Here is a 23998-nt window from a genome sequence, read left to right on the forward strand (position 1 = left end):
CGTACATCACGTACATCGTCGTCTTCGTCGCCGCCGTCGTCACGGCAGCGCCTTGCGGGCGGTCGCGAACCGCGGCCGGTTGTTCAGGTCGGGGTGGTCCGCGGCGTCCGCCCAGCCCCGCTCCTCGGTGAAGATCCACGGCACCAGGCCGCCCTGGGTGTCCGCGTGCTCCACCACCACGACACCGCCGGGCCGCAGCAGCCGGTGCGCGGTGCGCTCGATGCCGCGGATCAGGTCGAGGCCGTCCTCGCCGGAGAACAGGGCGAGTTCGGGATCGTAGTCGCGGGCCTCCGGCGCAACGTACTCCCATTCCGTCAACGGGATGTACGGGGGGTTGGAGATGACGAGGTCGACCTGGCCGTCGAGTTCGGGGAACGCCTCGCGCGCGTCGCCCTGGCGCAGCTCGACCCGGGACCCCTCGACGTTCTTGCGGGTCCACTTCATGGCGTCCGCGGACAGCTCCACGGCGTGCACGCGCGAGCGCGGCACCTCCTGGGCCATGGCGAGCGCGATGGCGCCCGAACCGGTGCACAGGTCGACGATCAGCGGCTCGACGACGTCCATCGCGCGGACCGCGTCTATGGCCCAGCCGACGACCGACTCGGTCTCCGGGCGCGGGACGAAGACGCCGGGGCCGACCTGGAGCTCCAGATAGCGGAAGAAGGCGCGGCCGGTGATGTGCTGGAGCGGCTCACGCGCCTCGCGGCGCGCGATCGTCTCCCAGTAGCGGGCGTCGAAGTCCGTGTCCTTGACGGAGTGCAGCTCGCCCCGCTTCACGCCGTGCACGAAGGCGGCGAGTTCCTCCGCGTCGTTGCGCGGCGAGGGTACGCCGGCGTCGGCAAGCCGCTGGGTGGCCTGGGCCACTTCCGCGAGCAGCAGGTTCACGCTGTCCTCCGGGGCGTCGTACGGGACAAGGGCGGGGCGTCAGGCGGCGGCGAGCTTCGCTGCGGAGTCCGCGTCGACGCAGGCCTGGATGACCGCGTCGAGATCACCGTCGAGCACCTGGTCCAAGTTGTACGCCTTGAAGCCGACGCGGTGGTCGGAGATGCGGTTCTCCGGGAAGTTGTACGTACGGATCTTCTCGGAGCGGTCCACGGTGCGGACCTGGCTGCGCCGGGCGTCCGCCGCCTCCTTCTCCGCCTCCTCCTGCGCCGCGGCCAGCAGCCTGGAGCGCAGGATACGCATCGCCTGCTCCTTGTTCTGCAACTGGCTCTTCTCGTTCTGGCAGGAGGCGACGACGCCGGTGGGCACGTGCGTGATGCGGACGGCGGAGTCCGTGGTGTTGACGGACTGCCCGCCGGGCCCCGATGAGCGGTAGACGTCGATCCGCAGGTCGTTCGGGTTGATCTCGACGTCGATCTCCTCGGCCTCCGGCGTCACCAGGACACCGGCGGCGGAGGTGTGGATGCGGCCCTGCGACTCGGTGGCCGGAACCCGCTGCACGCGGTGCACGCCGCCCTCGTACTTCAGGCGCGCCCAGACGCCCTGTCCTGGCTCGGTGGCGCCCTGGCCGCCCTTGGTCTTCACGGCGACCTGGACGTCCTTGTAGCCGCCGAGCTCGGACTCGGTGGCGTCGATGATCTCCGTCTTCCAGCCGACGCGCTCGGCGTAGCGCAGGTACATGCGCAGCAGGTCGCCGGCGAACAGCGCGGACTCGTCGCCGCCCGCACCGGCCTTGACCTCGAGGATGACGTCCTTGTCGTCGCTCGGGTCGCGCGGCACGAGGAGCAGCCGCAGCTTCTCGACGACCTCGTCGCGCTGCTTGTCGAGCTCCTTGACCTCGGCGGCGAAGTCGGGATCGTCCGCGGCGAACTCACGCGCGGTCTCGATGTCGTCACCCAGGCGCTTGAAGGTGCGGTACGTGGAGACGATCGGCGTCAGCTCGGCGTAGCGCTTGTTGAGCTTGCGCGCGTTGGCCTGATCCGCGTGGACCGAAGGGTCGGCGAGCTTCTTCTCCAGGTCGGCGTGCTCGCCGATCAGTTCCTCGACCGCCTCGAACATCAGGGGCTCCTGTGGTGTCTTCGTGAAGGGGCTGCGGGACGGCAAACGCCGGTCCCGGCCGCCCGGTGCGGGGCGGCCGGAGACCGGCGCAGGTGGCTCGCTACTTCTTGGCGGAGCCGGCAGCCTTGCCGAAGCGGGCCTCGAAGCGGGCCACACGGCCACCGGTGTCGAGGATCTTCTGCTTGCCCGTGTAGAACGGGTGGCACTCGGAGCAGACCTCGGCGCGGATGTTGCCGCCGGTGATCGTGCTGCGGGTGCTGAACGACGCGCCACAGGTGCAGCTGACCTGCGTCTCGACGTACTCGGGGTGAATGTCGCGCTTCAAGGTGTCTCCTAGTTTCGGGAGGGCACCGGGTCGCAGGCGCGGGATGCGGATGCGTGAACCGGGGCCGACGTACCAGTCTGCCAGGACTGGCCGCATCTGCCCAAACCGGGGTGGGACCGGAAGTATTCCCGGCCCGCCCCGGCGGGGGTCGGTCGCTGGTGCCGAGCGGGTCAGTCGCTGGTGACGACGTCGCCGACGGTGCCCTTGTCGCCCGCCGACTTGTCCGTGGCGGACTTCGGGATGGGCCTGTCCTCGCGCAGGGCGTCCCAGACCTGCCGGTCGGCCTTCTCCAGGGGCAGCACGCGGTTGACGTCGGCCGGGTCGTACTGGACGGGCAGCGTGACCATCTTCATGTCGCCGGAGCCGATGCCCTTGAGGCCGCCCGCGAAGGCGTACAGGTCCTTGACCGAGTCCAGGTCGGAGTCGGTGGTGATGGCACTGGTCGCGGAGTCGGCGAGGTCGTACAGCTTCTTCGGGTTGCCGAAGAGGTCGATGTCCTTGACCTGGTCCATGAGGGCCTTGATGAAGGCCTGCTGGAGCTGGATGCGGCCGAGGTCGCTGCCGTCCCCGACGCCGTGCCGGGTGCGGACGAGGCCGAGGGCCTGCTCGCCGGAGAGCTGATGGGTGCCGGCCTCCAGGTCGAGGTGGCTGTCCTTGTCGTGGATGGCCTTCTTGGAGGTGATTTCCACACCGCCGAGGGTGTCGATGAGCTTCTTGAAGCCCGTGAAGTCGACTTCCACGTAGTGGTCCATGCGGATGCCGGACATCTTCTCGACGGTCTTCACGGCACAGGCCGGGCCGCCCACCTCGTACGCCGTGTTGAACATCTGGCGCTGTCCGCCCCGGTCGGTGCCGCCGTCCTTGGCGGGGCACTCGGGGCGGGTGATGAGGGTGTCGCGGGGTATGGAGACCACGCTGGCCTTCTTGTGGCCCTTGTACACGTGCACGATCATCGCCGTGTCGGAGCGGGCGGCGCCCTCGTCCTTGCCGTACTTGGCGTTCTTGCCGGAGCGCGAGTCGGAGCCGAGGACGAGGATGTCCTGGGAGCCGTTGTCGACGTTCGCCGGACGGTCCGTACCGAGGGCGGCGTTGATGTCGACGCCCTTGATGTTGCCGTTGAGCTTGAAGTAGACGTAGCCGAGGCCGGTGCCCCCCAGGACGGCCACGCCCGCCGCGGTCCAGGCCGTGACGACGAGCGCCTTTCTGCGCTTGCTGCGCGGCTTGCGACGGCGGCCGCGCTTGCCGCGCTTCTGCGCGTCGGCGGCTCTGCTCTCGTCCGTCATGCGCTCCTCAGTCCTCGTCGGTCGGGTACCCCCTGCTTCAGGGTCAGGCGTGGCTTTCCGTCACCTGTCAGACGTGAAATCCGAAAGAAGGGTTGCATAGCACCCTGTGTGCGCCCCGGGTACCGACCGCTACGGAGCGTGCGGTCCTTCTCGCGCTTTCGGCCCCCCACCTGGGCTTTTATGTGCGGCAGCGCTACCGCGGGTGACCGTGAGAATCTCTTGTACGTGTGGTCAAGGTCTCCCGACCGCCGCTGCTCCGGCCCGGACGCCGCCCTGTGGCCCTGTCCTGGTCCTGGTCCCGCCCCGGTGCCCCGCCCAGCTCGTGGGCGCAAACGGAAGGGGCCGGTCCCGTCGTGTGACGGGACCGGCCCCTCGCGTTCACGCGGCAGAAGGCGCAGGCGCCAGATCAGTCGTTGCCGTTGCCCGGCGTCGGCGTGGTCTTCTGGATCTGGAGCAGGAACTCGGCGTTCGACTTCGTCTGCTTCATCTTGTCCAGGAGGAGCTCGATGGCCTGCTGCTGGTCGAGCGCGTGCAGCACCCGGCGCAGCTTCCACGTGATGGCCAGCTCGTCGCTGCCGAGCAGGATCTCTTCTTTGCGGGTGCTGGACGAGTCCACGTCCACCGCCGGGAAGATCCGCTTGTCGGAGAGCTTGCGGTCCAGCTTGAGTTCGAGGTTGCCGGTGCCCTTGAACTCCTCGAAGATCACCTCGTCCATGCGCGAGCCGGTGTCGACGAGCGCGGTGGCCATGATGGTCAGCGAGCCGCCGTCCTCGATGTTGCGCGCGGCACCGAAGAAGCGCTTCGGCGGGTAGAGGGCCGTGGAGTCGACACCACCGGACAGGATGCGCCCGGACGCCGGGGCCGCGAGGTTGTACGCACGGCCGAGACGGGTGATGGAGTCGAGCAGCACGACGACGTCGTGGCCCAGCTCCACCAGGCGCTTGGCACGCTCGATGGCGAGCTCGGCGACCGTCGTGTGGTCCTCGGCCGGACGGTCGAAGGTCGAGGAGATGACCTCGCCCTTCACCGACCGCTGCATGTCGGTGACCTCTTCCGGACGCTCGTCGACCAGGACGACCATCAGGTGGCACTCGGGGTTGTTGGTGGTGATCGCGTTGGCGATCGCCTGCATGATCATGGTCTTGCCGGTCTTCGGCGGGGCCACGATCAGACCGCGCTGGCCCTTACCGATCGGCGCGACGAGGTCGATGATGCGGGTGGTGAGCACGCCCGGGTCGGTCTCCAGGCGGAGCCGGTCCTGCGGGTAGAGGGGCGTCAGCTTGTTGAACTCCGGCCGTCCGCGCCCGGATTCGGGCGCCATGCCGTTCTGCGAGTCCAGGCGGACGAGGGCGTTGAACTTCTCGCGCCGCTCGCCGTCCTTGGGCTGGCGCACCGCGCCGGTGACGTGGTCGCCCTTGCGCAGGCCGTTCTTGCGGACCTGGGCGAGCGAGACGTACACGTCGTTCGGGCCCGGGAGGTAGCCCGACGTACGGATGAACGCGTAGTTGTCGAGGATGTCGAGGATGCCCGCGACGGGGATCAGGACGTCGTCGTCGGACACCTGCGGCTCGCCCGCGAAGTCGTCGCGGCCGCGACGGCCGCGGCGGTCGCGGTACCGGCCCCGACGGCCGCGGCGGCCACTGCCGTCGTCGTCGAAGTCGTCCTGCGGGCCGTTGTCGCGCTGCTGCCGGTCCTGGCGTTCCTGACGGTCCTGGCGGCCGCCCTGCTCCTTGCGGTTGCCGCCGCCCTGCTGGTCGTCGCCCTTGCTGCCGCGGCGGTCACGCTCGCGGTCCCGGCCGCGGCCCTGGCGGTCGCGGCGGCCCTGGCGGCCGTCGCCGCCGTCCGCGTCGCCCTTGTCGCCCCGGTCGCCCTTGGCCTCGGACTGCTCCGTCCGGGTCTCTGCGACCTTGGTGTCGCCCTGGGACCTGGCCTCGGCGGTCACGGTCTCGGGGCTGCCGGCCTCGGCGGTGACGCGGCGCCGGCCACGGCTGCCGGACTTGTCGTCGGCGGCGGCGCCGCCCTGCTCCGGCGGGGCCGAGAGCTTGGGGGCGGGCTGGCCGGGGATGTCGATCTGCTGCTGGGCGGCCTTGGGCTGCTCGGCCGGGGCCTCCTCGGCCTTGGCGGGCTTGGCGGCGGCCTTGTCCGTGCTGTCGGCGTCGGCGGCCGCGGCGCCGGTGCGCGCCCTGGAGGTGGCGCGGCGCTTCGGCTTGGCCTCGGCGTCAGCGGCGGAAGGGGCGCTCTTGGCCGGGGCGCCGCCGGTGGCCTGCGCCTCCTTGATGACCTCGATCAGCTGGCTCTTGCGCATCCGCGCGGTGCCCTTGATTCCGAGGCCCGATGCGACCTGTTGCAGTTCCGCCAGCACCATGCCCTCGAGGCCGGTGCCGCGGCGCCGCCGGGACCCGGCCGAAGCACCGGTGGCAGGCGCCGCGGAGGCGTCCGTGGCGGGCGTGTCGGCAGTCACGCCCATCAGATCGGTGGTGTCGCTCACGAAGGGTCCTTCCCTGGAGCGGACGTCGGCCTGTCTGGCTCGGCGACCGGTTGTGCTGTCCGGCGATCCTTGGTGTGTGGACCGGGCCGGGGCGGTGGTCCGCCAACGCGGCGGAAGAATTCACAGATGTGGCATTACCCGATGCCTGGCCACTGAGGTGCGGTGGTCACTCGGCTCGGTCACGCCGGTTCCGGAGCGTGCTCGGCACAGCTCAGTGCGATGCACAGAGTTGTTCTGGAGGCTCCCGGAAGGATGGATGTCCCGGACGGGGACACAAAGCACCTCGCCATGGTGAGGTCGGGTGCAGACTTGAGGTTAACACTACCGGATCCAACAAACATTCCCCCTCTCCAAATCCGGACACCGCGTGTGCCGCACCGCCCCTCAGGGCGCGAGCGGCAGCACGCTCGCTCCGGTGGCGTCGAGCGCCAGGCGGTTGGCCGCCCAGCCCTCTCCCGCCAGTCGTGCGACCTTGTCGGCCGCACTGTCCTCGGCCAGCGCGAGGACCGTGGGCCCCGCGCCGGAGATCACCGCGGGCACGCCGTCGGCGCGCAGGCGCTCCACCAGGGCGGCGCTCTCCGGCATGGCGGGGGCGCGGTACTCCTGGTGCAGACGGTCCTCGGTGGCGGGCAGCAGCAGTTCGGGGCGCCTGGTCAGGGCCTCGACGAGCAGGGCCGCCCGGCCCGCGTTGGCGGCCGCGTCCACGTGCGGGACGGTGCGCGGCAGCAGTCCGCGGGCGGTTTCGGTGAGCACGGGCTTTCCGGGTACGAAAACCACCGGAACGATGGAATCGGCGGGCTCCATCCTGATAGCGCGGGCGGCGGAGCCGTCCATCCAGGACAGCGTGAAGCCGCCGAGCAGGCAGGCGGCGACGTTGTCGGGGTGGCCCTCGATCTCGGTGGCCAGCTCCAGGAGCGCGGTGTCGTCGAGCTTGCTGTCGCCGCCTATGGTCACCGCGCGGGCGGCGATGATGCCGGCGCAGATGGCGGCGGACGAGGAGCCGAGGCCGCGGCCGTGCGGGATGCGGTTGGCGCAGACGATCTCCAGGCCGCGCGGCTGCCCGCCGAGCAGGTCGAAGGCGGTGCGCAGGGACCTCACGAGCAGATGCGACTCGTCGCGCGGCAGGGTCTCGCTGCCCTCACCGGCGATGTCGACACCGAGCCCGGAGTCGGAGACGCGGACCACCACGTCGTCGTAGAGCCCCAGCGCCAGGCCGAGGGCGTCGAAGCCCGGGCCCAGGTTTGCGCTGGTGGCGGGCACGCGCACCCTGACGGCGGCGGCGCGGAACGCGGGACCGGCCATCGCTCGATGACTCTCCTTGAGTTCTGATGTGTGGAGGGGTTGCCGCCTCGGCCGGCACTCGTCCGGCGAGGGACAGCACCCCGGGGCCGCCTCTGCGGGCGGCACCGTGGCATATGCGGCGGCATATGCGTCGGGGTGGGTTCAGCACAGCCTATCGAAGGAAGGTTCTGTGGCGACATAGGGCGCACAGGAGGCGCACGATGCGTGTCGCGAGCCCCCTGTGCCACCCCTGTACGGAGTTGCGAGGTTTGGACGTTACGCCGGGCCTGGCCTCACGCCGGGCCCGGTGCTGCGCCGACCTCTGACGCCAGGTCCGACGGTGCGCCGGACCCAGCGGTACGCCAGGTCCGACGGTACGCCGAGCCCAGCGGTACGCCGGACCCAGCGGACCCGGCCTCCCCCGAGACCCGGCCCCACCCGAGGCCCAGCCCCACCCCTAAGCCAGCCCCAACCGCTCCGCCGCGGCGGCCGCGTCGACCGGGACCGTGACCGGCTGCGGGGCGCCCGCGACGGCCCAGTCCGGGTCCTTCAGGCCGTTGCCGGTGACCGTGCAGACGATGCGCTGACCCTTGTCGACCTTGCCCTGCTCGGCGGCCTTCAGCAGGCCCGCCACCGACGCGGCGGACGCGGGCTCGACGAAGACGCCCTCCTGCGACGCCAACAGCTTGTAGGCGCGCAGGATCTCACGGTCCGTCACCTCGTCGATGAAGCCGCCCGACTCGTCGCGCGCGGCGAGCGCGTGCTGCCACGACGCGGGGTTGCCGATGCGAATCGCGGTGGCGATGGTCGAGGGGTCCTTGACGATCTCGCCGCGCACGATCGGCGCCGAGCCGGAGGCTTGGAAGCCCCACATGCGCGGGGTGCGCGTCGACACCGCGTCGGCCGCGTACTCCTTGTAGCCCTTCCAGTAGGCCGTGATGTTGCCCGCGTTGCCGACCGGCAGGACGTGGAGGTCGGGCGCGTCGCCGAGGGCGTCCACGATCTCGAAGGACGCCGTCTTCTGACCCTCGATGCGGAACGGGTTGACCGAGTTGACCAGCGCGACCGGGTAGTTCTCGGAGAGGCCGCGCGCCAGGTTCAGGCAGTCGTCGAAGTTGCCGTCCACCTGGAGGATCTTCGAGCCGTAGACGAGCGCCTGCCCCATCTTGCCGAGGGCGATCTTGCCCTGCGGGACCAGGACGGCGCAGACCATCCCGGCGCGTACGGCGTAGGCGGCGGCCGACGCCGAGGTGTTGCCGGTGGAGGCGCAGATGACGGCCTGCGCGCCCTCCTCCTTGGCCTTGGTGATCGCCATGGTCATGCCGCGGTCCTTGAAGGACCCCGTCGGGTTCGCGCCCTCGACCTTGAGGTGGACCTCGCACCCCGTGCGCTCGGAGAGCACGGCCGCGGGCACGAGCGGCGTGCCGCCCTCGCGGAGCGTGACGACCGGTGTGGTGCCGGAGACCGGGAGGCGGTCCCGGTACTCCTCGATGATTCCGCGCCACTGGTGGGTCATTGCTGCTTACTCCCCTTCAACCCGCATGATGCTGGCGACACCACGCACGGTGTCGAGTCGGCGCAACGCGTCGACGGTGCCGGTGAGGGCGGCGTCGGGCGCGCGGTGGGTGACGACGACGAGGGAGGCCTCGCCGCCCTCCCGTCGCCCTCCGCCACCGTCGGCCGAGACGCCTTCGGCGACGCTGCTCTTTCCTTTGCCCGTCTGACGGACCGTATCGATCGATACGCCGTGCTCGGCGAAGACCGTCGCGACCTGGGCGAGCACGCCCGGCTTGTCGGCCACGTCGAGGCTGATGTGGTACCGCGTGACGACCTCGCCCATGGAGCCCACGGGCAGCCGGGTGTACGCGGAGTCGCCGGGCCCGGTGGCCTCGCCGAGTTTGTTGCGGCAGACCGCGACGAGGTCGCCGAGCACCGCGGACGCGGTGGGCGCGCCGCCCGCGCCGGGGCCGTAGAACATGAGCCGACCGGCCGCCTCGGCCTCCACGAAGACCGCGTTGTACGCCTCGCGCACACTCGCGAGCGGATGGCTGAGCGGGATCATCGCGGGGTGCACGCGGGCGGTGACGGAGCCGCCGTCGGCGGCCCGCTCGCAGATGGCGAGCAGCTTGATGGTGCAGCCCATGCGCTTCGCGGACGCGAAGTCGGCGGCGGTGACCTCGGTCATGCCCTCGCGGTAGACGTCGTCGAGGCGCACCCGGGTGTGGAAGGCGATGCCGGCGAGGATCGCGGCCTTGGCGGCGGCGTCGAAGCCCTCGACGTCGGCGGTCGGGTCGGCTTCGGCGTACCCGAGGGCGGTGGCCTCGTCGAGGGCCTCCTGATAGCCGGCGCCCGTCGAGTCCATCTTGTCGAGGATGAAGTTCGTCGTGCCGTTCACGATGCCGAGCACGCGGTTCACCTTGTCGCCGGCGAGGGATTCGCGCAGCGGCCTGATCAGCGGGATCGCACCGGCGACGGCGGCCTCGTAGTACAGGTCGCGGCCGTGCTGCTCGGCCGCTGCGTGCAGGGCCTCGCCGTCCTGGGCGATGAGTGCCTTGTTCGCGGAGACCACGGACGCGCCGTGCTCGAACGCGGTGGTGATCAGGGCCCTCGCGGGCTCGATGCCGCCGATGACCTCGACGACCACGTCGATGTCCCCGCGCTTGACGAGCGCGGTCGCGTCCGTCGTCACCAGGGTGGGGTCGATGCCCGCTCGCACCTTGGAGGGGCGGCGGACGGCGACCCCGGCGAGCTCCACCGGGGCGCCGATCCTGGCCGCGAGGTCTTCGGCGTGCGTCGTCATGATGCGCGCCACCTCTGAGCCGACGACCCCACAGCCCAGCAGCGCCACCTTCAGCGGACGCGTACGCATCATCCGACCTCGTTTCCTTCTCCAAGTACGGTGGGTCCAGTCTCACCCACCCAAACAGTGTTTCTGACCATAGTCCGGATCGTGAGACATCCGTTCCACGAACCGAGTATCACCTGTACCGCTCACGGACCGGGGGCAACCCGCGTGCGCCGGGCCGCCGTCACCCGACGTCGAGACGCAACAGGTCCTCCTCCGTCTCGCGGCGCACGATGACGCGGCCCGCGCCCTCCCGCACCGCCACCACCGGCGGACGCAGCGCGTGGTTGTAGTTGCTGGCCATCGAGCGGCAGTAGGCGCCGGTCGCGGGCACGGCGATGAGGTCGCCGACCGCGAGGTCGGCGGGCAGGAAGGCGTCGCGCACGACGATGTCGCCGCTCTCACAGTGCTTGCCCACGACGCGGACGAGCATCGGCTCGGCGTCGGAGGAGCGCGAGACCAGGGCGACGCTGTACTCGGCGTCGTAGAGCGCCGTACGGATGTTGTCGGACATGCCGCCGTCCACCGAGACGTACGTACGCAGCCCTTCGAGGGGCTTGATGGTCCCCACCTCGTACAGCGTGAAGGCGGTCGGGCCGACGATGGCGCGGCCCGGCTCGACGGAGATGCGCGGCACGGCGAGTCCGGCCGCGGCGCACTCGCGGGTGACGATGTCGTGCAGCCCCTGCGCGATCTCGTGCGGTTCCCGCGGGTCGTCGGCCGAGGTGTACGCGATGCCGAGGCCGCCGCCGAGGTCGATCTCGGGGAGTTCGACGCCGTGCTCGTCGCGGATCTCGGCGAGGAGCGACACCACGCGGCGGGCGGCGACCTCGAAGCCCGCCGTGTCGAAGATCTGCGAGCCGATGTGGCTGTGGATGCCGACGAGTTCGAGGCCGTCGAGCTTCAGCGCCCGCCGCACGGCCTCGGCGGCCTCTCCCCCGGCGAGCGCGATGCCGAACTTCTGGTCCTCGTGCGCGGTGGCGATGAACTCGTGCGTGTGCGCCTCGACGCCGACCGTCACCCGGATCTGTACGCGCTGACGCGTGCCGAGCCGGTCGGCGATGTGGGCGACCCGCACGATCTCCTGGAAGGAGTCGAGCACGATGTGGCCGACGCCCGCGGCCACCGCGCGCTCGATCTCCTCCGGCGTCTTGTTGTTGCCGTGGAACGCGATCCGCTCGGCGGGCATGCCCGCGTCCAGGGCGGTCGTCAGCTCGCCGCCCGAGCACACGTCGAGGTTGAGGCCCTCCTCGTGCAGCCAGCGCACGAGGACCCGGGACAGGAAGGCCTTGCCCGCGTAGAAGACGTCGGCGTCCGCGCCGAAGGCGTCGCGCCATGCCCGGCAGCGGGCCCGGAAGTCCTCCTCGTCCAGGAAGTAGGCGGGCGTGCCGAACTCCTCGGCGAGGCGGGTCACTTCGACGCCGCCGACGGTGACCTCGCCGCCGGGCGCCCGGGTGACGGTCCGGGACCAGACCTTGGGGTCGAGGGCGTTGAGGTCGCTGGGCGGTGCGGAGTAGTGGCCTTCGGGGAGAACGTCCCCGTGCCGGGGTCCTGCGGGGTGGGCGGAACGGCTCATGGCTCTTTCGACTCTTCTCGTGTCACAAGTGTTCGGGCGCGCTGATGCCGAGCAGGGACAGGCCGCCTGCGAGCACCGTCCCGGCGGCTTCGGCGAGCGCGAGCCGGGCGCGGTGGGCGGCCGAGGGTTTCTCGTCGCCGAGGGGCAGCACGGTGTGCGCCTGCGCGAGGAAGGCGTCGGCGGTCCGGACGAGGTGCCGGGTCAGGCGGTCCGGGGCGTGCCGGTGGGCGGCGGTGGCGAGGACGGTGGGGTGGTCGCCCAGGGCGGAGAGGAGGGGGTGTGCGGTGTCTTCTCGTACGGGGGTGCCTTGGGCTGGCGTGCCGCCTTGGGCGGGGGCGCCTTGGGCGAGGGTGCCTACCGGGCCGGGGGTCGCGGTGAAGCCCAGGTCCGCCGCGTTGCGGGTGAGGGCGCGGGTGCGGGCGTGGGCGTAGCGGACGCGGAACAGGGGGTTCGACTCGCGCTGGGCGAGGTGTTCGTCGCCGGTGCGGGGGCGGTCGTGCGGCGCGGGGTGCAGCAGGGCCCAGCGGGCGGCGTCGCGGCCGAGGGCGAGGGGGTCGGGGGTGCGGGGCGCCGGGACCGGGCGCAGCGTGGTCGGCGGGACCGGGGGCTCGCCGTGTCCGTCGACGCGCACCCCGAGGACGTCCTGCCAGGCATCGGCGGGGGCGGCGGCGCAGGTGACGCGGACGAGGACGCCCTGGGAGCGGAGCAGGCGGCGGGTGGCGTCGGCGACGACGAGGGCGCGCAGCTCGTGGGGGGTGTGCAGTTGGGCGAGGGCGCCGGTGTCGGGACTGACGTGGCCGTAGCGCTCGCCGCTGTCCAGGATGCGCTGTACGAGGCCGGCGCCGCCGTCGTCGTCGAGGGTGACGCTGAGGAACCCGGGCCCGGTGACGTCGGCGCGGGCGATGCCGGGTTCGGCGGTGAGGCGGGCGGCGAGGAGCTCGGCGATGCGGAGGGGGGGTGCGCCTGCGTCGCGGGCGATGCGGAGGGCGAGGTTCGTGGCGTAGTCGCCGGTGCCGCCAGGGCGGGGGCGCTCGATGTGGGCGCGGTCCGGGACGGGGGCCGTGAGCTCTCCGGCGTCCACTGCGCGGCGCAGGGCGCGCAGTGCGGTGCGGGAGAGCTCTTCGGGGGTCACGGGACAAGGGTAGGGGAGGGTGGGGGTGCCGTGCCCCGGGGTTTCTGACCTGGGGTTCCGTGAGCTGTGCCGCGTGGGTGTGTGTGCGGGTGCGGGTGTGTACGGGTGTGGGTGTGTACGGGTGCGGGTGTGTGCGGGTGCGGGTGTGTACAGGTGTGGGTGTGCGTGCGGCCGGGCCAGGGCTTGGGGGGCCTAGGGATGGCCCGGGACGGTGGAGGGGTCGGGGGCGCGGTCGAGGGGGCCGGTGCCGCGCTCGACCAGGTGCCGCACGATCCCGAGCAGCTCCGCGGGCTCGAACGGCTTCGCCAGGAAGGCGTCCACCCCCACCTCGCTGCCGGCCTCCACCTCGTACTGCGTACAAGCGCTGACGACGACGAGTGGCACGTCCCGCGTACGCGGATCGGAGCGCAGCCGGGCCGCCGTACGCAGCCCGTCGAGCCGCGGCATCACGACGTCGAGCGTCACGACGTCGGGCCGCACCTCATGGATGACATCCAGACACTCGGCACCATCGGCCGCGGTCACGACCTCGAAGCCCTCCAGCTCGAGATTGACCCTGATCAGTTGCCGGATGACCTTGTTGTCGTCCACAACAAGCACACGGCCGGACGCGCCTGGCACAACTCGAGAGTAGGTCGAGAGCCGCCATCGCGTCCGGGTTTTGCCTACTTCTGCCACTTGCGGGGGAGCTGCAACACGCCACCCGGCCGGAACGCGCTGGGCCTGCGCTCGGTGTATCCGCAGGACAGCGCCGTGGCCGCGGGGGTGGGTTGCGGCGGTGCTTGGGCCCCCGGGGGGAGGGGCGCCACCGGGAGTTGCTGTCGGCCATGGGGCGGCGGCTTCCGGGGGGGGCGCTTCCCGGGGGCGGGGGTGGTCGCCTTCCGGGGGGCGGTCGCCTCCTGGGGCGGGGGCGGTCACCTCCCGATGACAGTCACCTCCCGGGGGTCATTCGCCTCCTGGCGTGAGGTGCGCGCGCTCCCCCTGCGCGCCGAACAGGGCGAGCAGCTCCGCGGGGCGGGTGTCGGCGCTGCCGATCCAGTGCGGGATGCGGGTGTCGAACTCCGCGGCCTCGCCGACACCGAGCCGGAACTCCTGCTCACCGAGCACGAATCTGACGTTCCCGTCGAGGACGTAGAACCACTCGTACCCCTCGTGGGTCTGGAGCTTCATCGTGGGTGCGCGGCCCGCGGGCGGATGGATCACCTTGTACGCCTGGATGCCACCGGCCCGCTTGGTCAGCGGCACCAGGACGAGACCGGATCGCCGTACCGGTCGCAGATGGACCCGCGGATCGCCGGTGGGCGGCGCGGCGACCAGATCGTCGAGGGGTACGCCGTGCGCGCGGGCCAGCGGAAGGAGTTGCTCCAGCGTGGGGCGGAGCTTGCCGGTCTCCAGGCGGGAGAGGGTGCTTGCCGTGAGGCCGGTCTCGGCGGCGAGCGCCGCGAGGGTGGCGCCGCGCGCCCGGCGCAGGGCGCGGAGGCGGGGTCCTACACCGGTGAGTACGTCTTCGGTCGCGCCTGCCGCGGGGGTGTCCATGACCATGCTCCCCGATGATGCGGATCCGCAAGTTTTCTTGCAAGGGAGGAAGGGGGGTGTCGATGCTGGCGGGACCGGCACGTCTCCGAACTCCGAACTCGGGACTTGATGAAGGGCGGCACGTATGGGCACCGCAGGCACCTCAGACACCCCAGGAACCGTCGCATACACCTCAGGCACCTCAGGCACCTCAGGCACCTCAGGCACCTCAGGCACCTCAGGCACCTCAGGCACCTCAAAAACCTCATACACCTCGGAAACCGCAGGCACCTCAGGAACCCCAGGTACCGAGGACGCCGCCCGGTTCTGGGAGCGCCACTACAGCACCGGCGCTCGGCGGGCCTGGGGCGCACGCGTCAATCCGCTGCTCGCCGAGACGGCCGCGGCGCTGCGCCCCGGTACGGCCCTGGACCTGGGCTGCGGCGCGGGCGGTGACACCATCTGGCTGGCGCAGCAGGGTTGGCGCGTGACGGCGGTGGACATCTCGACCACGGCCGTCACGCAGATCCAGGCCCGCGCCCTTGAACTCGGCGTCGCGGACCGGGTCCTCACCGAGCAGCACGACCTGGCCGAGAGCTTCCCGGCCGACCGGTACGACCTCGTCTCGGCGCAGTACTTCCACACCCCGTTCCCGCTGGCCCGCACCCGCGTCCTGCGCACCGCCGCACACGCCCTGCGCCCCGGCGGCCTCCTCTTGATCGTCGACCACGGCTCCACCGCGCCCTGGTCCTGGAACCAGGACCCCGACATCCACTACCCGACGCCGACCGAGGTCGCCGCCGATCTGGAACTCGACCCCGCACGCTGGACGGTCCTGCGGGCAGACATGCCGCGCCGCAGAGCCACGGGACCTGCCGGAGAGACCGCGACCGTGGTGGACAACGTCCTGTTGATCCAACGAACAACGGCACCCAACTGACCACAGAGCAGAGCCGGGCAGAGCCGGGCAAGCCCCACAGCGACGGAGCGACTCCATGCCCAAGACCAAGACCCACACCCCGAAGGAATCCGGGACCGAGAAGGCGATTCTGCGGGACACCCTCGACCGGCTGCGGAACTCGATCGCGGCCAACGTCACGGGCGTACCGGAACCGGATGTCCGAACGGCGGGAGTACCTTCGGGCACCAACCGACCCTGACCCACATGATCGAGGAAACGGCCCGCCACGCGGGCCACGCCGACATCCTCCGCGAACGGATCGACGGCTCCACGAGCCACTGACCCCGCGCCAGGAGCCGAACACCCCAAACGCAAAGACCCCGTCCGCAGCGAACTCGCTGGCGGCGGGGTCTTCGGGCACTTCGAATCGAAGTGCCCCCGGCAGGATTCGAACCTGCGCACACGGCTCCGGAGGGCGATTGCTTCCCGGTCGTTCGTGCAGGTCACAGAGGCAGAGCGACCTGCAGCGATTGATCCTCGTCCACTCGTCGTCCACGTCGGCGGACTCCAAAGCACCCGAGGGCACCCGAGCTACGGGCGCGGCACCGGTCCCGCCTCCTACGTCCTAGCTGGGGTTCGGCTAGGCATGAGCCGCTTGGACATCAGGCAGCAACCGGCGTGAGAACGGTCCCCCGGATCCGGGAGTGGTGGCTCCGCTCGCTAGCGCCACTGTAGCGATCAAGGTCCCTCTGAGGTTGCGATACGTTAGGGTGGCGCGGTGAACCATGAGCTTCCTGTGATCAGCTTGTTCTCCGGGGCTGGCGGCCTCGACTGCGCGATCGAGAGCTGTGCTGAGCCACCGCTGATCCAGGACGGCTCTGGCTCTCCGCTCCGTGTCGCGGTTGCCACTGACTATGAGCAGACGGCTTTGGACACGCTGTCAGCCAACTTCCCGCACACAAAGACGCTCTGCGGTGACATCCAAAGGATCCCAACTGCCGAGTTGCTGGAGGCCGGCGGACTGAAGCCCGGCGATCCTACCTTGGTCATCGGTGGTCCTCCCTGCACACCCTTCAGCAAGTCCGGCTTCTGGATCGAAGAGAAGCGCAACAGCGCCGACCCCAATGCCTCTCTCCTCGATGAGTACGTCCGCGTGGTCCGTGAGAGCAAGCCCGAAGCCTTCATCCTGGAGAATGTGCAGGGTTTGACATACAAGACGCATAAAGCTCAGTTTGACCGGCTAATTGCGGGTCTTAAGGATGCGGGCTACAAGCCGACCTTCCGTGTGCTCCTTGCGGCCGAGTACGGAGTTCCGCAACTTCGTAGGCGGGTATTCGTCGTGGGTCGCCGTGACGGTAAGGCTTTCCACTTCCCGGAGACCACCCATTCCGGAGAGTCGGAGCGGGATCGGGTGATTGATAAAACGAAGCTCCCGTTCGTGAGTCTCCGCCAGGCGCTTGCTGGGCTGCCAGAAGTCTCCGAACACGGAGAGATTGTCGAGGGGACTTACGCAGAACTTGCTGCAGAGGTCCCGCCAGGGCAGAACTACCTTTGGCACACTGATCGATATGACGGTCGTAACGAGTTCAAGTGGCGTAGTCGCTATTGGACTTTCCTTCTGAAAGCAGATCCAGATCGTCCTTCTACAACGTTGCAGGCTCAGCCGGGTCCATGGGTCGGACCATTTCATTGGGAGACAGTTACCAATGCGAATGGGGAAGCGCGGGCTCGTAGGTTTCGTGTTGCTGAGATGAAGCGAATCATGACTTTCCCCGATGGGTTCGCTTTTACCGGGGGGAAGAGGGAAGTGCAACGACAGATTGGGAATGCGGTTCCAGTGGAGCTGGGGAAGGTCGTCGCCCGAGCGCTGATGGAACAGCTCGGATACCTTGACTCTACCGGCGCTGGCATTCGTGGTCATGTTCCCGAACAGCTTGAGCTGATCTAGAGTAATAAGGGGGGGGCAGTGGGAGTAACAATTCAAAAAACTGAGGCCGAGAACGTTCTTCGGGCTGCTTACGAATCTGCCAGCATGGGAGGCGATTTTCCCGAGGAATGGACACTTCTAGCAAAGACGCTTCGCGAAGACGATGCGCCGAAAACTTACACGGCTGCTTTGGTAACCGAACTGCTGGCGCGATCCTGTGATGAACAGATTGATCCGCAGTCTATAAAAATGAAATATGGGGATCGCTGTTTTTCCTTGCGTAGCCTCTGTCATGGCGTCGTGGTTCCACTGTCAAGCGCACTGGGATTTGACCTTGGTGCAACTGGACCGGAGCCGATAAATAATCAGCCCTTTTTCCGATACCAGCACTTTTCGGAGATCGACGCTGTCTTGGGTAAGGCGCGACCTTACCTTGAGCGTTTGAGGAGTGCGCTCGCCAAGGTTGACGAAGAGGACTATTCTACGGCTGAGGCATTTGCTGCGCTTGCTGCGGTATTGACGGTGTGCATTGCTGTGGCAGAAAAAAGACGCCGGGTCACGGTGGGCGGCGCAATCGTCGAGGCGAGCCTCATTTCTGCCACGCAAGATTTTGTCACGAGTGGTAGCGACGTCCCGCGCAAACTTCAGGCGTGTGTTGCAGCTGGCCTTGATATGGCTTACGGCGAAGTTATCTCTCGCAGGGTCAACGATCCGTCTCGGGACCTTCCTGGGGACGTTCAGGTGATCTCAAATGGTGAGCCGTTGCTCACTGTTGAAGTACGTGGGAAAAAAGTTACGGTCGAAGCGCTTGATCAATTCGTAGGTAAGGCAGCATATGCTGGCTTCAGGCGAGTCGCGCTTATGGTAGATGCCGTGGCACACGCGTCACTCGTAATGACGGATGAATCGATACTGGAGCTTGAGCGGAAGTACGCGTGCCTTGTTAAGGTGAACGAAAATGTATCAAGCTTCCTGCGTGACGTGTTTATTTGGTCTGCTCGTGACACTCACTCGATCCTCTCGTCCTTTCCTGAAGCCTTGTATCGGCGAATGGTAGAGATCGAGGTGCGGGACGCCGAGATTGAGCGGTGGGTCAGGCAGTTCCCCGAAGACAGGTGAATGAGTGCCAGCAGCAGTACCCGAGTGGCAAGCGGCCGGCGGTGCACTGTGTGCACTGGCCGCTGCGCCTCTCACGTGTCCTGCCTTGACAGCACGCTACGTACTGGAGTTGCGCACACCGCTGGCTACGGCAGGGGGCCTGTTGGCTGGCCTGCACGCGGGCATGACGCGCGCAGCGCGTGCGGCCGCTCGCAGACACTGAATGGCATGGGCTCAGAGGTTTACATGCATGGGATGCCTGCGCTAGATTTTGCGACGGAGCCGGATCTTTCCGGCCACCGAAGTATCCGGCTTCGGTGCCGATTGGTGTAATGGTGTGCGAACGTGAGCCGGTCACTTCGCACAGGAACACACTCACCCGGTGAGAATTCCTCGGTTCGATTCCGAGGTCGGCAGAGTTTATCATTCCTGGTAGATTCTGCCGACTTCGGATATCAGATGGTGAGGGGTGTTCTTGGAGCGCGAGAAGCGTCATAGGGCGCACGTGCGCAACTTTGAGGCTCTCGAAACGTCTTTCGAGGTAGCCAGCAGGTCCTGTAAGGAATCCATTCGCCACGGCAATGAGCACGAGATCGTTGCGCTAACCAGGACCTGCGCGCTGCTCCTTGGCGCCACGCTTGAAGATCGCCTAATGACGATCATCAGCTCGCCTCACTTTCCGGAATCCTCTGAGCTGCGCGTAATGGATGAACGAACCGTTCTTGACATGTGGAACCAGGTTCTCGTCGAGGCCTTTTCTGTTCGGTATGCAGTGCCTCGTTCGAAAGTTCCATCCTCTCTCCCTTATACCAGCGCAGCTTATTTTGCAGGAATGAAGTCTGTTCTTGATGACTGGATGGAACCGTTGATCAACACCAGGAACTCTCTGGCTCATGGTCAGTGGATCGTAGCCTTCAATGAGCAGCGTAATAGCGTAAATCAGGATCGAACTAAGAGGCTGAACGCGCTTACTCTCTGGCATCTTCGCCTGCAAAAGAATATGTTGAAGCATCTGGAGCGGCTCATCTTCGACCTTACTGCCACGCAGCACGCCTTCGAGCGTGATTTCGACAGGCATTGGGCTAACTTGAAGGCCGCGCAAAGTAGAATTTCAGCAGATAAGTCAAACGAGTGGGAACTCCTTCTCCAGCGTCGCCATCTGAGAGGTAGGGGGCACATGAGGCGGAACTATCGACAGCTTATTGATGCTGGGCTTATTTAGCCGGTCAGGCTGCGATCTAGGTCGGCGGAGCGGCTTTGGGCTGGAGCTGCTTTGGGGCGAGTGATCATGGCCCCGTAAGCTGATGGCGAGTCGGGCAGTCTGTGGACCTGCCCGTTAAGCACGACGTTGGGGCCATGATCTTAGAGGCTCGCCCCAAAGTGGCTGCCTAAAGCCGTGGAGCCGACCGTCCCAGCCACGACGGGGCTCGAACCTCAGCATCACCCCCCCCCACGCCAGCCCCGGCCTGGTCTTCGCCCCTTTGTGGGCGCGGGCGGGCGACGGCGCGCGGCCCCGGTGACGAAGGCAAGGAGGGGCGGCGCGGCGGCGACCGGCCGGCGCCGCCGCGCTGTGCGCGGCACCTCCGATCTCCGATCGGACTGCTTGCAGTTCCAGGAGGCCGGGCGCGCGAGCGAGCGCAGCGAGCCTTGATGATGTAGGGAAACTCTTACCGCGCCATGCCTGAGCGGCTGGTCCCAGGGTGTCGGCAACGCGCTGATCTGGGCTACCGTGCGGTCTATGCCCTCTGGACTGGACACGCCTCACGGCGCGGCTGAACTGGCTGAGTCGCTCTTGCCTCCGCTCGGGAACCGCTGGCTGCACACTCAGGCGGTGGCGGCCAGGGCAAGCGAAGCATCCGCGGCTGTGCCCGAAGAGGACCGTGATCTGCTCGTCGCCGCTGCCTGGCTGCATGACATCGGCTACGCCCCGGAACTGCGGGACACAGGATTCCACCCGCTCGATGGCGCTCGTCACCTGGAAGCGATCGGGGCGCCCTCACGGCTCGTCCGCCTCGTCGCCCACCACTCCGGGGCCGTGTACGAGGCTGAGCAACGCGGCCTGTCTGTTGAGCTTGACGCGTATGAGCGGGAGGACTCTGCCGTCCTCGACGCGCTGATCTACGCCGACATGACGACCGGGCCGGCCGGACAGTCCTTCGACTTCGATCACCGTATTGACGAGATTTTGGTGCGGTACGAGCCGGGCAGTGAGGTGCACAACGCGATCAGCAAGGCGCGTCCGTACCTCGGGGCTGCCGTTGAGCGGACGCGCTCTCGCCTCGCAGGTCAGCCGACGTAGGGGGCGGGGCTGTCGGTCAGCCCGTGGTCGATCCGCATCCGCATCGACGGGTGGATGTTCAGGCCGTCCAGTCGGCTGGGATGGACGAACGCCACTTCCTTGCTCTCGCTGCTCGTGCGCAGCTCGCCGCCCACGATGCGGGCGCGGAAGCAGATCGAGAACTGTTGGCGAACCTCGCCATCGTCGTACGCCATGACGTGCGCCGGGTTGGTGTAGATGCCGACCATTCCAGTCACCTGGACGTCGAACCCGGTCTCTTCCTTGGTCTCGCGCACGGCGGCATCGGGTGCGGACTCGCCGACGTCGACGCCACCGCCGGGGAGTGCCCACAGGTTGTTGTCCGTCTTGTGGATCAGCAAGACTTCGCCGGCATCGTTGAGCGCCACAGCGGTGACGGACGGAACGATGCTGTTCGCCTTCGGGGCGTTCGGATCGTTGAAGTAGTCGACTCGGGCCATGTCCCAAGCCTTGCACGCTCCGTCAGGTGGTCGCGTGTCCTGGTTGCCTACTCGTGCCGGCCGCGCTCCCATGCGTAGTCGAAACTCCGCATGTAGTGCCGGAAGGTTCGGGCGCCCGGGATGTAGCGGAAGTGCAGCACCGGGTTCTGTCCCGCGGGCGCTCCGAGTACGTGCGGGTTCACCAACACGTCGTCGTCGAAACGGTAGATCGAGTTGTAGAGGATCGTGTCGTGCAGCCGGACGTCGACGCCCGGCGTCGTCAGTGCCGGTTCGAGGTATCGCCGGGTGATCCTGGCGCGGGCGGCCAGATCGCCACCGATGCCTTCCTCCTCGCCGCGCTGGCGAACCATCTCTGAGTCCGGGTCACCGAGCAGGATGCGAACCTGCCCGCCGGCCTTCGCCTTCTCCGCCAACTGGTCCGGCAGGTCCGGGTGGCTGTCGAAGAGGAACAGCCCTGCGTACACGAGGATATCCACGTGGTCCCGCGCCTTCTCGATCAGCGATGACCACAGCGTCGTCGGCACAGCCCCGCGGTGCGGGTAGTACGTGATCAGCTCGGAAGTGCTCGCTGACTCGGCTTGCTTCTGCACGGCGGGCCAGATGTAGACCTCATCGACGCCGAGGAAGCTTGCGGCCTTCCAGCGGTGTCCCCGGTGCGGCGTGCGGTCCGTCGTGATCCACCGTTCCACGCTCTTGGGGTCCACCCCGACGTGCTGTGCCACGGACTGGATCGTCTCGCCCTTCGCTGAAATCGCCGCGCGCAGACGCTCGTTCGCCATGACGTGTCCTTCCATGGACGCCGTAGGGACGTTTTGACGATACCTCAGACGTCCCCAAACGTCCATACGGACCGTGATGCGTCCACTACCTCTCGCGGTCTCCTGATCTCACCGCCGGATGGCGGTTCAACTCCCGTGAGATCAGGAGAACAGACGATGCGTCAGATTCCCGTCGACACCTCCACCGCCACCGTGATGGTGGCCCAGTCCCCCCAGCCGAAGGTGAAGGACCGCCGTACCGGCGAACGGGCGATGGACGCCGAGACCGGCGCCGCGCTGTCGACCGTGGACGTCATGTTCGCGGCCAACGGCGAGGTGGAGATCCTGTCCGTGACCGTCCCCGAGACCGGCATCTCCGGTGACCTGATGATGGGCACCCCGGTCGCGCTGACGGGGCTCATCGCCCGGCCGTGGGAGAACGAGTTCAACGGCCAGAAGCGCCACGGCATCGCCTTCCGCGCGGTCGCCGTGACCTCCCTCGCCGTCGGCGCCTCGCCCTCGAAGGCGGCCTGAGCCATGACGTGGCTGACCATCGCCCTGGCGCTGGTCGTCGCCGCTGCGGGTCTCCTGCGGTGGCGGCGCCCCGCCTGGTACTGGATGACCTTCGGCGTCACCCTCGCCGCCCTGCGGGTCCTGGTCCGCTACGGCTCGGTCATGGACGCCTGCGGCCTCACGGTCCCGGCACCGCGCTGGCGCCTGACCCTGGCCCGGATGACCAACCGGCCGATCCCCGGGCCTCGTGCCCCGCGCATCCTGCGGCTGCGGGTGACCCGTACCGGCCTGGTCCTGCGACTCAAGCTCCGGCCCGGTCAGGACGCCTTCGACGTGGCCGCCTCGTGCGACCGACTGCGGCACTCCTTCGCCCTCTACGGTGTCACCTCCCGTGAGCTGCGCTCGGGTGTCGTCGAGCTGCGGATGACCGGCTACGACGTGCTCAAGCGGGTGCAGATGCCGGCCCGTGCCGAAACCCGGCCGATGCGGGTCCCGGTTGCCCTGCGCGAGGACGGAGCCGTGCACTTCCGCGACTACCGCACCGTGCCTCACGGGCTCACCCTCGGGGCCACGGAGTCCGGCAAGTCCGTCTATCAACGCACCCTCGTGGCCGCGCTCGCGCCGCAACGGGTCGCCCTGGTCGGCATCGACTGCAAGCAGGGTGTAGAGCTGTTCCCGCTGGCCCGCCGGTTCTCCGCGCTCGCGGACAACCCCGACACCGCCGCCGAACTCCTCGCCGCCCTCGTGTCGCACATGCAGGACGTGTATCAGCTCATCCGGGCTCACCAGCGGATCACCGCTGACGTGCCGGATGCCGAGATCGCCGCCGACATCTGGGACCTGCCTGAGGACCTGCGTCCGGTGCCGATCGTGGTCCTGGTCGACGAGGTCGCCGAACTCGCCCTCTTCGCCACCAAGGACGACGAGAAGCGCCGCGACCGGATCATCACCGCACTCGCCCGGCTCGCTCAGCTTGGCCGTGCCGCCGGCGTCTACCTGGAGATCTGCGGGCAGCGCTTCGGCTCCGAACTCGGCAAGGGCATCACGATGCTCCGCGCCCAGCTCACCGGCCGCACCGCGCACCGCGTCAACGACGAATCCTCGGCGAACATGGCCTTCGGCGACATCGCCCCGGACGCCGTACTGGCCGCGATCCAAATCCCCACCGACACCCCCGGCGTCGCCGTCACCGGTGACTCGTCCGGCGGCTGGGCCCGCATCCGCGCCCCGCATACCTCGCTGCGCCAAGCCGTGAACGTCTGCAACCGGCACGCCGACCTGACCCCGGACCTGCCCGCCCTCGCGCCGTTCCGGCCCGCCCTCGGCACCCTCGCCCCGGTCCCGGCCCCGGCCGTCGAGTCGGCCCCGGCCGCCGCCTGACCCGCTCGGGAGGTTCCTCATGGCTACCGCGAAGAAGCCCACCACCCGCCGCAAGACCACGCCCGCCAAGCCTGAACCGGCGACCTGCCCCGACTGCGACGGCAAGGGCGAGATCCGCGAAACCGTCCACGTCGGCGCCCGCAAGGGCCGCGCCACCGACGACCACCAGACCGCCCTCTGCCTCACCTGCTGGGGCACCGGCCAAACCCCCGACTGAC

The 23998-nt window shown here is 68.6% G+C and carries 23 protein-coding genes and 1 pseudogene; 10 read left to right on the forward strand and 14 right to left on the reverse strand.

Going from position 1 to position 23998, the window contains the following annotated elements; genetic code table 11:
* Nucleotides 1–39: 39 nt before the first annotated feature.
* The 12 genes from prmC to ACH4DX_RS10665 all read right to left on the reverse strand — a co-directional run bounded on the left by prmC (nt 40) and on the right by ACH4DX_RS10665 (nt 14467).
* The gene (prmC, locus tag ACH4DX_RS10610) at nt 40–885 is read right to left on the reverse strand and encodes a peptide chain release factor N(5)-glutamine methyltransferase (protein WP_398154829.1); all 846 of its coding nucleotides are present in this window, start codon (nt 883–885) and stop codon (nt 40–42) included.
* A 39-nt stretch (nt 886–924) separates the two neighbouring features.
* Entirely contained in the window at nt 925–2001 is a 1077-nt protein-coding gene (gene prfA, locus ACH4DX_RS10615; RefSeq protein ID WP_398120611.1) for a peptide chain release factor 1, read from the reverse strand.
* A gap of 100 nt (nt 2002–2101) precedes the next feature.
* Nucleotides 2102–2326: a 50S ribosomal protein L31 gene (gene rpmE, locus ACH4DX_RS10620; RefSeq protein ID WP_398120610.1), complete on the reverse strand. Its 225-nt coding sequence runs from the start codon at nt 2324–2326 to the stop codon at nt 2102–2104.
* A gap of 170 nt (nt 2327–2496) precedes the next feature.
* Nucleotides 2497–3609, reverse strand: a complete 1113-nt coding sequence (locus ACH4DX_RS10625; RefSeq protein WP_398154830.1) for an LCP family protein — start codon at nt 3607–3609, stop codon at nt 2497–2499.
* Nucleotides 3610–4015: 406 nt separating this feature from the next.
* On the reverse strand, nt 4016–6097 hold the full coding sequence (gene rho, locus ACH4DX_RS10630; protein WP_398154831.1) for a transcription termination factor Rho: 2082 nt from the start codon (nt 6095–6097) through the stop codon (nt 4016–4018).
* A gap of 384 nt (nt 6098–6481) precedes the next feature.
* The gene (thrB, locus tag ACH4DX_RS10635) at nt 6482–7399 is read right to left on the reverse strand and encodes a homoserine kinase (protein ID WP_398120605.1); all 918 of its coding nucleotides are present in this window, start codon (nt 7397–7399) and stop codon (nt 6482–6484) included.
* Between the two features lie 436 nt (nt 7400–7835).
* Nucleotides 7836–8894: a threonine synthase gene (thrC, locus tag ACH4DX_RS10640; RefSeq protein ID WP_398154832.1), complete on the reverse strand. Its 1059-nt coding sequence runs from the start codon at nt 8892–8894 to the stop codon at nt 7836–7838.
* 6 nt (nt 8895–8900) lie between these two features.
* Nucleotides 8901–10250 (reverse strand): homoserine dehydrogenase, encoded by a 1350-nt coding sequence (locus tag ACH4DX_RS10645; RefSeq protein WP_398154833.1) that lies wholly within the window; start codon nt 10248–10250, stop codon nt 8901–8903.
* Between the two features lie 157 nt (nt 10251–10407).
* Nucleotides 10408–11799 carry a diaminopimelate decarboxylase gene (lysA, locus tag ACH4DX_RS10650; protein WP_398154834.1) on the reverse strand — a complete coding sequence of 464 codons (1392 nt, stop codon included), beginning with the start codon at nt 11797–11799 and terminating at the stop codon, nt 10408–10410.
* A gap of 22 nt (nt 11800–11821) precedes the next feature.
* Nucleotides 11822–12931: an ArgS-related anticodon-binding protein NrtL gene (gene nrtL, locus ACH4DX_RS10655; RefSeq protein ID WP_398154835.1), complete on the reverse strand. Its 1110-nt coding sequence runs from the start codon at nt 12929–12931 to the stop codon at nt 11822–11824.
* Between the two features lie 192 nt (nt 12932–13123).
* Nucleotides 13124–13609, reverse strand: a complete 486-nt coding sequence (locus tag ACH4DX_RS10660) for a response regulator (RefSeq protein WP_398120596.1) — start codon at nt 13607–13609, stop codon at nt 13124–13126.
* A 267-nt stretch (nt 13610–13876) separates the two neighbouring features.
* Nucleotides 13877–14467, reverse strand: a complete 591-nt coding sequence (locus tag ACH4DX_RS10665) for a helix-turn-helix domain-containing protein (RefSeq protein ID WP_398120594.1) — start codon at nt 14465–14467, stop codon at nt 13877–13879.
* 124 nt (nt 14468–14591) lie between these two features.
* On the opposite strand from ACH4DX_RS10665, the gene ACH4DX_RS10670 reads away from it, so the two are divergent.
* The 7 genes and pseudogenes from ACH4DX_RS10670 (at nt 14592) to ACH4DX_RS10700 (ending at nt 20671) form a co-directional block, all read left to right on the forward strand.
* Nucleotides 14592–15386, forward strand: coding sequence for a class I SAM-dependent methyltransferase (locus tag ACH4DX_RS10670; protein ID WP_398154836.1), 795 nt, complete (start codon nt 14592–14594; stop codon nt 15384–15386).
* 55 nt (nt 15387–15441) lie between these two features.
* On the forward strand, nt 15442–15606 hold the full coding sequence (locus ACH4DX_RS10675) for a hypothetical protein (RefSeq protein WP_398154837.1): 165 nt from the start codon (nt 15442–15444) through the stop codon (nt 15604–15606).
* A pseudogene (locus ACH4DX_RS10680) lies at nt 15603–15689 on the forward strand (DUF664 domain-containing protein); the annotation flags it as partial. The gene ACH4DX_RS10675 and the pseudogene ACH4DX_RS10680, both read left to right, overlap by 4 nt.
* A 436-nt stretch (nt 15690–16125) precedes the next feature.
* Nucleotides 16126–17295, forward strand: coding sequence for a DNA cytosine methyltransferase (locus ACH4DX_RS10685; protein ID WP_398154838.1), 1170 nt, complete (start codon nt 16126–16128; stop codon nt 17293–17295).
* Between the two features lie 18 nt (nt 17296–17313).
* Nucleotides 17314–18393, forward strand: coding sequence for a restriction endonuclease, SacI family (locus tag ACH4DX_RS10690; protein ID WP_398154839.1), 1080 nt, complete (start codon nt 17314–17316; stop codon nt 18391–18393).
* 631 nt (nt 18394–19024) lie between these two features.
* Complete coding sequence (locus ACH4DX_RS10695; protein ID WP_398154840.1) at nt 19025–19594, forward strand: hypothetical protein; 570 nt, start codon at nt 19025–19027, stop codon at nt 19592–19594.
* Nucleotides 19595–20110: 516 nt separating this feature from the next.
* On the forward strand, nt 20111–20671 hold the full coding sequence (locus ACH4DX_RS10700) for an HD domain-containing protein (protein ID WP_398154841.1): 561 nt from the start codon (nt 20111–20113) through the stop codon (nt 20669–20671).
* On the opposite strand, the gene ACH4DX_RS10705 is transcribed toward ACH4DX_RS10700, so the two are convergent.
* Together ACH4DX_RS10705 and ACH4DX_RS10710 are read right to left on the reverse strand one after the other, a co-directional pair.
* Nucleotides 20659–21129 carry an NUDIX hydrolase gene (locus ACH4DX_RS10705; protein ID WP_398154842.1) on the reverse strand — a complete coding sequence of 157 codons (471 nt, stop codon included), beginning with the start codon at nt 21127–21129 and terminating at the stop codon, nt 20659–20661. The two genes, ACH4DX_RS10700 and ACH4DX_RS10705, sit on opposite strands and share 13 nt — an antisense overlap.
* 47 nt (nt 21130–21176) lie before the next feature.
* Nucleotides 21177–21908, reverse strand: coding sequence for an XRE family transcriptional regulator (locus tag ACH4DX_RS10710; protein ID WP_398154843.1), 732 nt, complete (start codon nt 21906–21908; stop codon nt 21177–21179).
* Between the two features lie 156 nt (nt 21909–22064).
* On the opposite strand from ACH4DX_RS10710, the gene ACH4DX_RS10715 reads away from it, so the two are divergent.
* From ACH4DX_RS10715 to ACH4DX_RS10725, 3 genes are read left to right on the forward strand one after another with little or no spacing between them, the layout of a single operon-like run.
* Nucleotides 22065–22421, forward strand: coding sequence for a hypothetical protein (locus ACH4DX_RS10715; protein WP_398154844.1), 357 nt, complete (start codon nt 22065–22067; stop codon nt 22419–22421).
* A 3-nt stretch (nt 22422–22424) separates the two neighbouring features.
* Nucleotides 22425–23780 carry an FtsK/SpoIIIE domain-containing protein gene (locus ACH4DX_RS10720; protein WP_398154845.1) on the forward strand — a complete coding sequence of 452 codons (1356 nt, stop codon included), beginning with the start codon at nt 22425–22427 and terminating at the stop codon, nt 23778–23780.
* A gap of 19 nt (nt 23781–23799) precedes the next feature.
* A complete protein-coding gene (locus ACH4DX_RS10725; protein WP_398154846.1) occupies nt 23800–23997 on the forward strand; it encodes a hypothetical protein in 198 nt (65 codons plus the stop codon).
* Nucleotide 23998 lies beyond the last annotated feature (1 nt).

Source organism: Streptomyces sp. NPDC017940 (genome assembly GCF_044328435.1).
Taxonomy (GTDB): Bacteria; Actinomycetota; Actinomycetes; order Streptomycetales; family Streptomycetaceae; genus Streptomyces.

Excerpts from the sequence above, each read along its gene's own strand:
- ACH4DX_RS10665 (WP_398120594.1), bottom strand. The coding sequence starts at position 14,467 with ATGGACACCCCCGCGGCAGGCGCGACCGAAGACGTACTCACCGGTGTA.
- ACH4DX_RS10625 (WP_398154830.1), bottom strand. The coding sequence starts at position 3,609 with ATGACGGACGAGAGCAGAGCCGCCGACGCGCAGAAGCGCGGCAAGCGC.
- ACH4DX_RS10670 (WP_398154836.1), top strand. The coding sequence starts at position 14,592 with ATGGGCACCGCAGGCACCTCAGACACCCCAGGAACCGTCGCATACACC.
- ACH4DX_RS10710 (WP_398154843.1), bottom strand. The coding sequence starts at position 21,908 with ATGGCGAACGAGCGTCTGCGCGCGGCGATTTCAGCGAAGGGCGAGACG.
- ACH4DX_RS10725 (WP_398154846.1), top strand. The coding sequence starts at position 23,800 with ATGGCTACCGCGAAGAAGCCCACCACCCGCCGCAAGACCACGCCCGCC.
- ACH4DX_RS10720 (WP_398154845.1), top strand. The coding sequence starts at position 22,425 with ATGACGTGGCTGACCATCGCCCTGGCGCTGGTCGTCGCCGCTGCGGGT.
- ACH4DX_RS10705 (WP_398154842.1), bottom strand. The coding sequence starts at position 21,129 with ATGGCCCGAGTCGACTACTTCAACGATCCGAACGCCCCGAAGGCGAAC.
- thrB (WP_398120605.1), bottom strand. The coding sequence starts at position 7,399 with ATGGCCGGTCCCGCGTTCCGCGCCGCCGCCGTCAGGGTGCGCGTGCCC.
- ACH4DX_RS10645 (WP_398154833.1), bottom strand. The coding sequence starts at position 10,250 with ATGATGCGTACGCGTCCGCTGAAGGTGGCGCTGCTGGGCTGTGGGGTC.
- prfA (WP_398120611.1), bottom strand. The coding sequence starts at position 2,001 with ATGTTCGAGGCGGTCGAGGAACTGATCGGCGAGCACGCCGACCTGGAG.
- ACH4DX_RS10695 (WP_398154840.1), top strand. The coding sequence starts at position 19,025 with ATGACGATCATCAGCTCGCCTCACTTTCCGGAATCCTCTGAGCTGCGC.
- ACH4DX_RS10675 (WP_398154837.1), top strand. The coding sequence starts at position 15,442 with ATGCCCAAGACCAAGACCCACACCCCGAAGGAATCCGGGACCGAGAAG.
- thrC (WP_398154832.1), bottom strand. The coding sequence starts at position 8,894 with ATGACCCACCAGTGGCGCGGAATCATCGAGGAGTACCGGGACCGCCTC.
- ACH4DX_RS10700 (WP_398154841.1), top strand. The coding sequence starts at position 20,111 with ATGCCCTCTGGACTGGACACGCCTCACGGCGCGGCTGAACTGGCTGAG.
- ACH4DX_RS10715 (WP_398154844.1), top strand. The coding sequence starts at position 22,065 with ATGCGTCAGATTCCCGTCGACACCTCCACCGCCACCGTGATGGTGGCC.
- lysA (WP_398154834.1), bottom strand. The coding sequence starts at position 11,799 with ATGAGCCGTTCCGCCCACCCCGCAGGACCCCGGCACGGGGACGTTCTC.